At 68.0% G+C, this 12886-nt stretch carries 13 protein-coding genes; 3 read left to right on the top strand and 10 right to left on the bottom strand.

Annotated elements, in window-relative coordinates; genetic code table 11:
* Window positions 1-28 precede the first annotated feature (28 nt).
* The 3 genes from WDU93_RS13235 to WDU93_RS13225 all read right to left on the bottom strand — a co-directional run bounded on the left by WDU93_RS13235 (window position 29) and on the right by WDU93_RS13225 (window position 2455).
* Complete coding sequence (locus tag WDU93_RS13235; protein WP_337321406.1) at window positions 29-217, bottom strand: hypothetical protein; 189 nt, start codon at window positions 215-217, stop codon at window positions 29-31.
* A 123-nt stretch (window positions 218-340) separates the two neighbouring features.
* A complete protein-coding gene (rpsD, locus tag WDU93_RS13230) occupies window positions 341-970 on the bottom strand; it encodes a 30S ribosomal protein S4 (protein ID WP_337321403.1) in 630 nt (209 codons plus the stop codon).
* A gap of 156 nt (window positions 971-1126) precedes the next feature.
* A complete protein-coding gene (locus WDU93_RS13225; RefSeq protein ID WP_337321401.1) occupies window positions 1127-2455 on the bottom strand; it encodes a replication-associated recombination protein A in 1329 nt (442 codons plus the stop codon).
* A 103-nt stretch (window positions 2456-2558) separates the two neighbouring features.
* Here WDU93_RS13225 and WDU93_RS13220 point away from each other — a divergent pair, with 103 nt between their 5' ends.
* The 3 genes from WDU93_RS13220 to WDU93_RS13210 all read left to right on the top strand — a co-directional run bounded on the left by WDU93_RS13220 (window position 2559) and on the right by WDU93_RS13210 (window position 5018).
* Window positions 2559-2909, top strand: coding sequence for a hypothetical protein (locus tag WDU93_RS13220; protein WP_337321399.1), 351 nt, complete (start codon window positions 2559-2561; stop codon window positions 2907-2909).
* 200 nt (window positions 2910-3109) lie between these two features.
* Window positions 3110-4399: a DUF349 domain-containing protein gene (locus WDU93_RS13215; RefSeq protein ID WP_420064130.1), complete on the top strand. Its 1290-nt coding sequence runs from the start codon at window positions 3110-3112 to the stop codon at window positions 4397-4399.
* A gap of 64 nt (window positions 4400-4463) precedes the next feature.
* The gene (locus WDU93_RS13210; RefSeq protein ID WP_337321395.1) at window positions 4464-5018 is read left to right on the top strand and encodes a hypothetical protein; all 555 of its coding nucleotides are present in this window, start codon (window positions 4464-4466) and stop codon (window positions 5016-5018) included.
* Here the strand turns inward: WDU93_RS13210 and WDU93_RS13205 are convergent.
* From WDU93_RS13205 to ruvC, 7 genes are all read right to left on the bottom strand, one after another.
* Window positions 4997-7249, bottom strand: a complete 2253-nt coding sequence (locus tag WDU93_RS13205; RefSeq protein WP_337321393.1) for a RelA/SpoT family protein — start codon at window positions 7247-7249, stop codon at window positions 4997-4999. The genes WDU93_RS13210 and WDU93_RS13205 overlap by 22 nt on opposite strands.
* A 68-nt stretch (window positions 7250-7317) precedes the next feature.
* Complete coding sequence (secF, locus tag WDU93_RS13200) at window positions 7318-8307, bottom strand: protein translocase subunit SecF (protein WP_337321391.1); 990 nt, start codon at window positions 8305-8307, stop codon at window positions 7318-7320.
* A complete protein-coding gene (gene secD / locus WDU93_RS13195) occupies window positions 8307-10034 on the bottom strand; it encodes a protein translocase subunit SecD (RefSeq protein ID WP_337321389.1) in 1728 nt (575 codons plus the stop codon). The genes secF and secD overlap by 1 nt, the downstream gene beginning before the upstream one ends.
* Before the next feature lie 54 nt (window positions 10035-10088).
* The gene (locus WDU93_RS13190; protein ID WP_337321387.1) at window positions 10089-10490 is read right to left on the bottom strand and encodes a preprotein translocase subunit YajC; all 402 of its coding nucleotides are present in this window, start codon (window positions 10488-10490) and stop codon (window positions 10089-10091) included.
* Between the two features lie 78 nt (window positions 10491-10568).
* Window positions 10569-11597, bottom strand: a complete 1029-nt coding sequence (gene ruvB / locus WDU93_RS13185; RefSeq protein ID WP_337321385.1) for a Holliday junction branch migration DNA helicase RuvB — start codon at window positions 11595-11597, stop codon at window positions 10569-10571.
* Window positions 11590-12198 carry a Holliday junction branch migration protein RuvA gene (ruvA, locus tag WDU93_RS13180; protein WP_337321382.1) on the bottom strand — a complete coding sequence of 203 codons (609 nt, stop codon included), beginning with the start codon at window positions 12196-12198 and terminating at the stop codon, window positions 11590-11592. The genes ruvB and ruvA overlap by 8 nt, the downstream gene beginning before the upstream one ends.
* A gap of 9 nt (window positions 12199-12207) precedes the next feature.
* Complete coding sequence (gene ruvC / locus WDU93_RS13175) at window positions 12208-12789, bottom strand: crossover junction endodeoxyribonuclease RuvC (RefSeq protein ID WP_337321380.1); 582 nt, start codon at window positions 12787-12789, stop codon at window positions 12208-12210.
* Window positions 12790-12886 lie beyond the last annotated feature (97 nt).

Below are 12886 nucleotides of genomic sequence, written 5' to 3'. Positions count from 1 at the left end.
CTAGGGGTCCTTGTGTGTTGCAGTGCGGTCAGTCGTCGGTGGCGTCGGAGAGTCGGGCTTCCTCGGCGCGGTAGGCGTCTGAGAGGATCCCGGTGAACTCCGAGATCCTCGCGTCGATGTCGGCGAAGATCTCCTGCCCGCGCGGGTCCTTGTTCATGAAGTGCGCAGCGACGAAACCGCCGATCACACCGATCAGGAGCCACAGCAGATTCTTCATGTCGTCATCCTCGTCTCCGCGCGCCGGACGCGGTCTCTCCATCGTATGCGGAAACGCCAAGAGGCGCCGGGAGATCCCGACGCCTCTTGAGTGAACCGGAACCGGTTCAGGTCTGATCCGTGATCAGCGGGCTGCGTAGTACTCGACGACGAGCTGCACTTCACAGGTCACGGGGACCTCGGCGCGCTTCGGACGACGGACCAGGCGGGCCTGCAGCTTGTCGAGCTCGACCTCGAGGTAGCCCGGAACCGGGGGCAGCACCTCGGCGTGACCGCCGGCGGCTGCGACCTGGAAGGGCTCGAGGCCCTCGGACTTGGTCTTGACGTGGATGAGCTGACCCGGCTTCACGCGGAACGACGGGCGGTCGACGAGCTGGCCGTCGACGAGGATGTGACGGTGCACGACGAGCTGGCGAGCCTGTGCGGTGGTGCGGGCGAAGCCGGCACGCAGCACGAGAGCGTCGAGACGCATCTCGAGGAGCTCGACGAGGTTCTCACCGGTCAGGCCGTCCTTGCGACGCGCCTCGTTGAAGGCGATGCGCAGCTGCTTCTCGCGGATGCCGTACTGCTCGCGCAGACGCTGCTTCTCGCGCAGACGGACGGCGTAGTCGCTGTCGGCCTTGCGCTTGGTGCGGCCGTGCTCGCCGGGAGCGTAGGGACGCTTCTCGAGGTAGCGGGCGGCCTTCGGGGTGAGCGGGATACCCAGCGCGCGGCTGAGACGGACCTTGCGGCGGTCCTGGGACTTCGTGACCACGAAGTGTTCCTTCCGTGACGTGGACGCGTCTTTCGCGCCTCACGGGCGTATCTCCGGCACTCTGCCGTCGGGCGCACGCCGGGGCGCCAGAACGGTGTGTGTGAGTGAGGGGATGCCCGAAAACTCGGTTTCGAGCCGATTAATGCTACCAGATGCTCAGCGGTCGCCGAGGATGCGGCGGATGCGCTCGAGACGCGCCGCCACGTCGCGCTCCGCGCCGAGCTGCTTGGGGTTGTAGTAGCGGCGACCCTCAAGCTCGTCCGGGAGGTACTGCTGCGGCAGCACGCCGGCGTCGCTGTCATGCGGATACCGATAGCCCTTGCCATGGCCCAGTCGCTTCGCCCCGGCGTAGTGCGCGTCGCGCAGATGGATCGGCACTCGGCCAAATCCCCCGGCGCGCACATCGGCGATCGCCGCGTTGATGCCCTCGTACGCCGCGTTCGACTTTGCTGTCGTGGCCAGGTAGACGGTGGCCTCGGCGAGCGGGATGCGTCCCTCGGGCATGCCGATGAAGGCGACCGCGTCGGCGGCGGCGTTCGCGATCACGAGACCCTGCGGGTCGGCGAGGCCGATGTCCTCTGCCGCCGAGATCACCAGGCGCCGGGCGATGAAGCGCGGATCCTCCCCCGCCTCGATCATGCGCGCGAGGTAGTGCAGTGCGGCATCGGGGTCTGAGCCGCGGATCGACTTGATGAACGCGCTGATCACGTCATAGTGCTCATCGCCCTGGCGGTCGTAGCGCAGCAGGGCCCGGTCGACTGCCTGGGCAACGTCGTCGTCGGTGATCACGGGTGGGGTGTCGCCGTCGGCACGCGAGAGCGCGACTGCCGCGGCCGCCTCGAGCCCCGTGAGCGCGCGGCGGCCGTCGCCCGACGCGAGCCGGATCAGCGCCGCTCTCGCCTCGGCAGAGACAGACACCGCGGCGTTCAGTCCGCGTGCGTCGCTGACGGCGCGGTCGAGGAGTACACCGATGTCGTCGTCGGTGAGTGGCTGCAGCGTCAGCAGCAGCGATCGGGAGAGCAGCGGCGAGATGACCGAGAACGAGGGGTTCTCCGTGGTCGCCGCAATGAGAATGACCCAGCCGTTCTCGACGCCGGGCAGCAGTGCGTCCTGCTGGGCCTTGGTGAAACGGTGGATCTCGTCGAGGAACAGAATCGTCGTCTGCCCATACAAGTCGCGCTGCGTGATCGCCTCTTGCATGACCTCCCGCACATCTTTCACGCCAGCAGTGATGGCCGAGAGCTCGACGAAGCGACGGCCCGAGGAGCGGGCGATGGCCTGAGCGAGGGTCGTCTTGCCCGTTCCGGGCGGGCCCCACAGGATGATCGACACCGCGCCGGGCGCCGAGGCCTCGGGGTCGGCCAATGCGACGATCGGCGAACCTGCGCGGAGCAGATGCTGCTGACCGGCGACCTCGACGAGCGAGACCGGGCGCATGCGCACGGCCAGCGGCGTCTGGCCGGACAGCAGCGGGACGGAGGTCATACGTCCAGACTAGTGCGGGCCTGTGACATCCTCGCCGGCAGAGCAGGGCCTCCAATCCCACTAGGCTCGCAGACGACCCGAGAACGACGCGGAGAGGACGACGATGGCGGCACGCGGTTCCCGAGATGCCAAGCGCAACCGGACGGATGCCGAACGCGCCCGGCTCTACGCTGCGCGCGCTTCATGGCATGAGGGACTCATCCGCCGGCGCAGGCGCGACACCCTGATCGCCGTGGTCGTGGGTACGGTCATCGTCGTCGGCGCGATCGTCAGTCAGGTCTTCGTCGCTCAGGTGAATGCCCCCGCTCCGGAGCCAACGCCGACGACGACGCTGAGTCCCACTCCCCTGCCCTCGGAGCAGGCGACGGATCCCGCGAGCACGCCGCTGCCGGCCCTGCCCACCAACCCCACAGGGGAGCCAGAGCCAGTACCGACGCAGACGCTGGACGAGTGAATCGGGGCGGTCGAGTGAACTAGGCTGATCTCGTCCTGTCCACTCCCGCGGGTTGCCCGCGCAAGGAGAACACCGTGTCTGCCACTGAGCCGTCCACCCCCGAGTCCCCCAACGCCGAGCCTCAGGCCGAAGAGCAGGCGACTGCCGCTCCCGTGCCTACCAAGCCGGCTGTTCCTGTACCCGCACCGCCGCGGGCGCCGCTGCCGCGTAAGACTCCGGCGGCGACGGCCTCCGCGCCTGTCGCCCCTGTCGTCTCGGCCACGGATGCCGCCGAGTGGGGTCGCGTGACCGAAGAGGGCGTCGTCGAGGTCCGCGAAGGTGAGACCTGGCGTCCGGTCGGTGAGTACCCCGACGGCACCCCGGAAGAGGCGCTGGCGTACTTCGCACGCAAGTATGACGACTTCGCCGTCAAGCTCGGCACGCTCGAGACGCGCGCCCAGGGCGGCGGCGCCTCGGCATCCGATCTCTCCAAGCAGGCCAACCACCTGCTCAGCGAGGTCACGGGCGCGGCAGCGGTCGGCGATCTCGCAGGTCTCCGCACCCGCATCCAGGCCCTGATCTCGTCGCTCGCCGCCGCCACCGAACAGGAGCAGCAGGCAGCTCGTGAGGCGCTGGATGCCGCGATCGCCGAGCGCACCGCCATCGTCGAGCAGGCCGAGGCCATCGCCGCCCGCGATCTCAGCAAGGTGCAGTGGAAGCAGGTCACCGTCGAGATGACGGCACTCTTCGACGCGTGGCAGGCCCACCAGCAGAACGGCCCGCGCCTGCCTAAGGGCACCGCGCAGCAGCTGTGGAAGCGATTCCGTGATGCACGCTCGACCGTCGACAAGGCGCGCCGCGCGTTCTTCTCCGAACTTGACGACACCCATCGCTCTGCACGCGACGCCAAGTCGCGTCTTGTCGAGCGCGCCGAGGCACTCGCGCCGCGCGGTGTCGACGGCATCCCGGCCTACCGCAACCTGCTCGACGAGTGGAAGGCCGCCGGCCGCGCCGGCCGCAAGGCCGACGACGCGCTGTGGGCCAAGTTCAAGGCTGCCGGTGACGCTCTGTATGCCGCTCGTGCCGAGCAGGCTGCAGCTGAAGAGGCAGACTCCGCGCCCAAGATCGTCATCCGCGAGGGCCTCCTCGAAGAGGCCAAGGCCGTCGCCGACGAGAAGAACATCAAGCGCGCCCGTGCGCTGCTCACCCGCATCCAGCGCGAGTGGGACGAGCAGGGACGCATCTTCCCGCGCGAGAAGGAGCGGGCGCTCGACGACCGCCTGCGTTCGATCGAGCAGGCGCTGAAGGCGCGCGAAGAGGTCGACTGGAAGAAGAACAACCCCGAGACGAAGGCGCGCGCCAACGACATGAGCTCGCAGCTGCTCGAGGCGATCGAGAAGCTCGAGGCCGAACTCGCCGCCGCAGAGACAGCCGGCGACAAGAAGGCAGTTGCGGCCGCCAAGGAGGCGCTGGACGCACGGCGCGCCTGGCTCGCCGCCCTCGGCGCCTGACCCGCGTTATCCACAGTCTGAGCCGTGTCCCCCTCCGGGGTGGCACGGCTCTTACTGTTGAGCGATGCATCCCGCGCTGTTGTACCTGCCTGGCACACGTCTGAGCCTGCCCGAGCTGACCGCCGCGCGACTCGACGGACACGTGGTCGAGCTGGGTGACGCCTACGTGCCGGCAGACACGGTCGAGGGGGTCGATGCCAGGGCGGCCAGCGTCGCGGCGGGCATCCCGGACCGGATGGGAGCGTGTGGCCCGACGGCGGCCTGGATTCACGGCGCGGGGCTGCTCCCGCCTCCGGTGCATCATGTGCGTCGGATCGCGGAGGGACGCTTCCGGCCCGGTGTCGGGCACGCCGTGATCGTGCACGAGCCGGCGCTGGAGCCTCCCGACGGCGTGCAGATCAGTGGTGTCGTCGTCGCCACTCCCCTGTTCACCGGCCTCGAACTCGCGCTGGGTGCGTCGACGCACCCCGTCTACGCGACGTGGCTAGTTCGCCTGCTCGAGGTGATGCCCTCGCTGCGCGACGATCTGCGTGAGCGGCTGGGCTCACTGCCCCGGCGGCCGGGACGCGCGCAGGCGCGTGCCCTGCTCCGTGCGGATCAGGAGGTCGTCACGCGGTAGACGTCGTAGACGGCGTCGATGCGACGCACCGCGTTGAGCACGCGATCGAGGTGCACGGCATCGCCCATCTCGAACACGAATCGGCTCAGCGCCAGGCGCTCATCGGTCGTGGTGACTGACGCGGAGAGGATGTTCACGTGGTGCTCGGTGAGTACCCGTGTCACGTCGGAGAGCAGACCCGAACGGTCCAGGGCTTCCACCTGGATCTGCACACGGAACACGCTCTTGGTCGTCGGCGCCCATTCGACGTCGATGAAGCGGTCCTGCTCCGACCCGAGCGCCTTCACATTCACGCAGTCCGCGCGGTGCACCGAGACGCCGCTGCCGCGAGTGACGAAGCCGACGATCGGGTCACCAGGCACGGGGGTGCAGCAGCGCGCCAACTTGACCAGGATGTCGTTGGCACCGCGCACCAGAACACCCGAATCACCGCCGGCGCGCTCCTTGACGGGGGCGCGTCCGGGCAGTTCGATGGCGCCGGTCGCGGTGTCCTCTTCGGCCGAGACGAGCGCTGTCACCTTCTCGAGCACCGACTGCGTCGAGACATGGCCCTCGCCAACCGCCGCGTACAGGGCCGAGACGTCCTCGTACCGCAGCTGCTGGGCGACCTCGGAGAACGACTCCTGATTCATCAGGCGCTGCAGAGGCAAGTTCTGGCGTCGCATCGCGCGAGCGATCGCTTCCTTGCCCTGCTCGATCGCCTCTTCGCGGCGCTCCTTGGTGAACCAGCCGCGGATCTTGTTGCGCGCACGCGTGCTCTTGACGAAGCTCAGCCAGTCCTGGCTGGGGCCGGCATCCGGGTTCTTGGAGGTGAAGACCTCGACCACGTCACCGCTGTGCAGCTCGGATTCCAGCGGCACGAGACGGCCGTTGACCTTGGCGCCCATCGTGCGGTGACCGATCTCGGTGTGCACGGCGTAGGCGAAGTCGACGGGGCTGGCACCGGAAGGCAGGCCGATGACGCGCCCCTTCGGGGTGAAGACGTAGACCTCCTTCGCGCCGATCTCGAACCGTAGCGAGTCGAGGAACTCGCTCGGGTCGGCGGTCTCGGCCTGCCAGTCGGAGATGTGCGCGAGCCACGCCATGTCGGTGTCGCTGGCGCGCGTCTCGACCTTGCCTCCGTTCATCCGCTCCTTGTACATCCAGTGCGCGGCAACACCGAACTCCGCTTGCTGGTGCATCTCATTGGTGCGGATCTGGATCTCGACGGTGCGACCGCTGGGGCCGATGACCGTCGTGTGCAACGACTGGTAGAGGTTGAACTTGGGGGTGGCGATGTAGTCCTTGAACCGGCCGGAGAGCGGCGTCCACCGGGCGTGGATGGCGCCGAGGACGGCGTAGCAGTCGCGCACAGAACCCACGAGCACACGGATGCCGATGAGGTCGTAGATGTCGTCGAACTCCCGACCCCGCACGACCATCTTCTGGTACACCGAGTACAGCTGCTTCGGGCGTCCGACGACCTTGCCCCGGATGCGCAGTTCGCGCAGGTCTTCGTCGATCTCCTCGATCACCTGCAGCAGATACTTCTCGCGCTGCGGGGTGCGCTGGGCGATGAGGCTGTTGATCTCGGCGTAGATCTTCGGATGCAGCACCGCGAACGAGAGATCCTCGAGCTCGGACTTGATCGCCTGGATGCCGAGTCGGTGCGCCAGGGGTGCGTAGATCTCGAGCGTCTCCTTGGCCTTGCGCTCCGCCTTCTCCGGCGGAACGAAGCCCCAGGTACGGGCGTTGTGCAAGCGGTCGGCGAGCTTGATCAGCAGCACCCGGATGTCTTTCGACATCGCCACGATCATCTTGCGGACCGTCTCGGCCTGGGCGCTGTCGCCGTACTTCACCTTGTCGAGCTTGGTGACGCCGTCCACGAGCATGGCGACCTCGTCGCCGAACGCGTCGGTCAGATCGGCAAGGGCGTAGCCGGTGTCCTCGACGGTGTCGTGCAGCAGTGCGGCGGCGATGGCACGAGGGCCGAGCCCTAGTTCTGCCAGGATCTGCGCGACCGCGAGCGGGTGAGTGATGTACGGCTCGCCGCTCTGGCGGAACTGTCCCTCGTGCTTGTCCTTCGCCACGGCGTAGGCGCGCTCGATGATGGGCAGATCGCCGCGCGGGTGGTTGGCCCGCACGGTGCGGATGAGGTTGTCGAGGTCGTTGACCCGGGGGGCACGCGAGAAGATTCGCGGTACGAGTCGTCGCAGGCTGGATCCCTGCGCCGGCGTCTGCGAATCGACCATCTAGTACCACCTCTCATGGATCAGAACATCTTATGCGGCGGGGAGGGCGCGCAGCCGCTCCCCACCGGTCACACCGAGGTGGTGGAGCGTTCGCGCGCCTCGAGCACCTTGGCATCGCGTTCGGCGATGGCCGGCTCGTTCTCCCGGAAGAGCGAGTACAGCGGTGCGGCTACGAACAGCGTCGAGTACGTGGCGACGATGATGCCGACGAAGATCGACAGCGAGATGTCGGTGAGCGTCTCAGCGCCGAGCCAGAACGCGCCGATGAAGAGGATCGCGCCTACCGGCAGCGCGGCCACGATCGAGGTGTTGATCGAGCGCACGAGCGTCTGGTTGACCGCGAGGTTCACGGATTCGCCGAAGGTGCGCGTGGTCTGGTCGCCGTCTTCGGTGGTGTTCTCACGGATCTTGTCGAACACGACGGTGGTGTCGTAGAGCGAGTACGCAAGGATCGTCAGGAAGCCGATCACAGCCGCGGGCGAGATCTCGAAGCCCGCCAGCGCGTACACGCCGACGGTGATCACGAGCACGTCGAGCAGGCCGATGATCGCCGCGGCGGACATCTTCCAGGTGCGGAAGTAGATCGCCAGGATCAGGAAGGTCAGTGCGAGGAAGATCGCCAGTCCCCACAGCGACTGACGCGTGACGTTCTCGCCCCACGCCGGGCCGATGAACGAGCTCGCCACCTCGTCGCTGTCAACGCCGTAGGCGTCGGCGAGAGCGTCGCGGACATCGAGGGTCTGCGCTTCTGAGAGCTGGTCGGTCTGCACACGCACATCGGTGCCGCCGACGATGACGACCTTGGCCGTCGCCTCCGGCACGACGCCGCGCACGGCTTCGGTCGCGACGGACTGGTCCGTCGTCGACGGCGCGGTCACGGTGAACTGCGAACCACCGGTGAACTCGATGGAGAACTGGATCGGTCGCAGCAGCGGCACCAAGGCCGAGCCGACGACGAGGATGATCGCGATGAGGAACCACAGGCGACGCTTGGCGACGAACGGGAAGGAGATCTTCCCGGTGTACAGCCGGTTTCCGAATTCGTTCATGGACAGCATCAGGAATCGGAGTCCTTCCCGGCGTTCGCGCCGCCCTGGGCAGCGAGAGCCTCAGCGCGCTTGCGCTCGGCGATGGTCTGGCGGCGCTCGGCCTCGTTGCGGGAACCCTTCACCCGCGCGGAGCGTCCGGACGAGCCGGTCTGCACCTCGCGGTAGCGGGAGCGTCCGCGGTAGACCGCGCCCAGCGATTCGGGGTCGAGGCCCGACAGCTTGTGTCCGCCGCCGAAGAACTTCGTGCGGGCGAGCAGCTGCATGACCGGGTGCGTGAAGATCACGAAGATGAACACGTCGATCAGTGTCGTGAGCCCCAGGGTGAAGGCGAAGCCCTTCACGGTGGAGTCGGCAAGGATGTAAAGCACGACGGCGGCGAGCACGTTGATCGACTTCGAGATGTAGATCGTGCGCTTGGCGCGGCCCCACCCGTCTTCGACCGCTGAGGTGACGGACTTGCCGTCGCGCAGCTCGTCACGGATGCGCTCGAAGTAGACGATGAACGAGTCGGCCGTAAAGCCGATCGACACGATCAGACCGGCGACACCGGCCAGCGACAGGCGGAAGCCCATGCGCCAGGCGAGGATGCAGACGATGACGTAGGTCAGCACTCCCATCACGCCGATCGACGCGATGATGACCCAACCGAGCGCTCGGTAGCTGATCAGCGAGTACACCGCCACGAGGGCGAGGCCGATGAGACCGGCGATGAGACCGATCTGCAGCTGCTGCGAGCCGAGCGTCGCCGAGATGGTGTCGGAGCTCTGCACCTCGAAGCTCAGCGGCAGGGCACCGTAGCGCAGCTGATCGGCAAGGGCCTGCGAGCTCTCCTGCGTGAACGAGCCCGAGATGCTCGGCTTGCCGTTGAGGATCTGCGCCTGCATCGCGGGTGCCGAGATCACGACGCCGTCGAGCACGAACGCGAACTGGTCGCGCGGGCTCTGACCGGCGAGCTTGTTCTGGTACAGGCGCTGGCTGATCTCACCGAAGATCTTGGTTCCCTCGGAATCCAGCTCGAGGTTGACGGTCCACGCACCGCTCGTCTGGTCACGGCCGGCCTGCGCGTCGTCGATCGCCGTGCCGTTGAGCTCGGCAGGGCCGAGCAGGTACTTCACGGTGTTCTCCGGGTCGCAGGCGACAAGCGGCTGGTCGGGGTCGGCGACCTCGACACCGCGCTCTGCGGTGCAGTCGAAGGCGAGCAGCTCGGCCTGCTGACGCTCGGTCATCCATGCCGGGTCGCTCGCGTCGGTGGGCTCCGGCGTCGGCACCGCGTTCATGGTGTCATCCGGGGTCGGATACGGCGTCGCCTCGCCATCATCGCCGACGAACTCCGTTGCAGAGCCGGTCGCGGCGATCACCGCGCGGAACTCCAGCTGGGCGCTGGCCTGAATGCGCTCGCGGGTGGCGTCGTCGACCTTGCCGGGGATCTGCACCACGATGTTGCGGCCGCCCTCGGTGGTGATGTCGGCCTCGGCGACGCCAGAGGCGTCGACGCGCTGACGAATGATCGCCGCGGCCTGGTTGAGCTGATCTTCGCTCGGGTCAGCACCGTCGATCGTCTGAGCGCTGAGCACGATCTGCGTGCCGCCCTGCAGGTCGAGGGCGAGCTCAGGAGCCCACGAACTCTGCTGGAAGCCGTACACCCCGATCGCATTGATGCCGAAGAGTGCCGCCGTCACCAACAGCAGGCCAAGAAGGACCCGCCAGGCATGACGAACCGGAGAGGATGAAGCCACGAAATTTTCCCGCTTTCCGCGATGCGATCAGGCGTAGATCAGGTGATCAGCAGATCAGTTGTCCGCGTCGCCGTCGAGGCGCTTGCGGGTCTGCTCCGGGGTCTCAGGCTGGGTCGCGTCGGTCGGCGCCTCGTCGATGACCTCGATCTCTTCGATCTCCTCGACGGTCTCGGGCGCGACATCGGGCTCGACCAGGCGCAGGATGGCCTGGCTGTGCACCTCGACGACGACGCCGGGGGCGAGCTCGATCTGTGCGGGCTTGTCGAGGTCGACGGCGTCATACGAAACGACGGTGCCGTACAGACCGCCCTGCAGAAGGACCCGGGCGCCGGGAACGGTCTTGGTGGCCTTCTCCTCCTGCTGCTCCTTCATCTGCTTCTGGCGACGACGCGTGTTGATGAACATGAACACGAGCATGACTGCGAGCAGACCGAACAGGATGATTGTGGGATCCATGAGGCGCCTTTCGGGTGCGCACGCCCACACCGGCGACGGTGCGGGCGTGTGGGGGGATGACGGTGAAGTCTTCAGCGATTATAGGTCATCGAACAATGTCGACCCCTCGGGGCGGGCCACGCCCAGGTGCGCGTAAGCCTCCGGCATCGCAATGCGACCGCGCGGTGTTCGACCCAGGAAGCCGATGCGAACGAGATACGGCTCGACGACGCTCTCGACCGTCTCGCCCTCTTCTCCGACCGCGACGGCGAGGGTGCTCAGCCCCACGGGGCCGCCCCGGAATCTGCGCACCAGCGCATCGAGCACGGCGCGGTCGAGGCGATCGAGGCCGATCGCGTCGACGTCGTACAGCTCGAGTGCCGCCCGCACGTCAGAGAGCGAGGCAGACCCGCCGGCGCCATGCACCAGGGCGTAGTCGCGCACGCGCCGGAGCAGTCGGTTGGCGATGCGAGGCGTACCCCGGGAGCGCCGCGCGATCTCGGCGAGGGCGTCGGTGGGCACATCGACACCGAGCACGCTCGCGGATCGTGCGATCACACGCTCGAGTTCGTCCTCGCCGTAGTACTCCAGGTGGCCGGTGAAGCCGAAGCGGTCACGCAGCGGATTCGGCAGCAGCCCGGAGCGGGTGGTCGCGCCGACCAGGGTGAACGGCGCGAGGTCGAGCGGGATGCTCGTCGCGCCGGCTCCCTTTCCGACCATGATGTCGATGCGGAAGTCTTCCATCGCGAGATAGAGCATCTCCTCCGCGGAGCGTGCCATGCGATGGATCTCGTCGATGAAGAGCACTTCGCCCGGGGTAAGGCTCGACAGCAGCGCCGCCAAGTCGCCGGCATGCTGGATCGCCGGTCCGCTGGAGAGCCGAAGGGGGCGTCCGCTCTCGTGCGCGACGATCATCGCGAGCGTCGTCTTGCCGAGCCCAGGGGGGCCGGCAAGCAGGATGTGGTCGGCGGGGCGCTCTTGAATGCGTGCGGCGTCGAGCAGCAGTTGCAGCTGCCCTCGCACTTTGGGCTGGCCGACGAACTCGCCGAGGCTCGTCGGGCGCAGCGCTCCCTCGATCGCCAGCTCGGTCTCGTCGAGCGGCTCGGCGGCGTCGCGGGACTCAGCCACGCTGCGCTCCCGGGCCCATGGCGGCGAGCGTGCGCCGCAGCAGAGCGGGCACCGAGCTCAGTTCGGCATCCGTCGCCTGCTCGGCCGTCTGCGCGGCCGCCTCGGCAGCAACCTTCTCCGACCAGCCCAGTCCGACGAGTGCCGCCGTCACCTGGTCGGTCACGGCTGTTGCAGCTCCGCCGGCCGGTGCGGTGGCGATGCGTGGCTGCACCTTGCCCGCGAGCTGCACGACGATGAGCTTTGCCGTCTTGGGGCCGATACCCGACACCCGCCGGAAGGGGGCGTCGTCTTCGGCAGTCACGGCCTCGGCGATCTGGTCGACCGTGAGGTGCGACAGCACGCCGAGCGCCGACTTGGGCCCGACCCCGGTGACGCTGAGGAGCTGTCCGAAGATCTCCAGCTCGTCGCGATCGGCGAAGCCGTACAGCGAGAGCGCGTCCTCGCGCACGATGAGGTTGGTGTGCAGGAGCAGCTGTTCTCCGACCGTGGCCGTGTGAGCGACATCGGCAGGCACGGCGACCGAGAAGCCGACGCCGCCGGTCTCGACGATGACGTGGTCGGATGCCGCATGCAGCACCGTGCCGCGCAAGGAGGAGATCATGGTGATAGCCTAGCGGCCGGATCGTACGTATGTTCGAGCGACACGCTCGGCATCCGCCCAGGCGCGCTGCGCGGCGGTCATCCCGCCGCTGGCGGTGGGCGATGCGGCATCCCTGCGCCACGCGTGGCAGAGCGCGATCGCGAGGGCGTCGGCGGCGTCGGCGGGTTGCGGCGGAGCATCGAGACGGAGGATGCGGGCGATCATCGCCTGCACTTGACGTTTGTCGGCCGATCCGTAGCCGGTGACGGCCGCCTTGACCTCGCTGGGCGTGTGTGTGGCTGCCGGCAGCCCGGCTTCGGCGGCGACGAGCAACGCGACGCCGGAGGCCTGAGCGGTGCCCATCACCGTCTGCACGTTGTGCTGCGCGAAGACGCGCTCGACGGCGACGGCCTGCGGGCGATGTTCGGCGATCGCGGCGCGGATGCCGGACGCCACCGCGGCGAGCCGCTCGGCGATATCGGCGTCGGCTGGTGTGCGGACGACGCCCACGTGCACGAGGGTGGCTCGGCGTGCCCTGTCGACGTCGACGATGCCGACGCCGCACCGCGTGAGACCAGGGTCGATGCCGAGCACGCGCAGAGTGGAGGTCACTCCCCCAGGCTAGGCGCCACCGCCGACACTGCGGCGCAGGCACGCCTGTCCACGACGCCGAGACCCCGCTTTATCGCCGAGACCCCGTGCTACAGAC

The sequence above is a fragment of the Microbacterium istanbulense genome (genome assembly GCF_037204145.1).
Classification (GTDB): Bacteria; Actinomycetota; Actinomycetes; order Actinomycetales; family Microbacteriaceae; genus Microbacterium; species Microbacterium istanbulense.
This window is presented reverse-complemented; position numbering and strand designations above follow the sequence as displayed.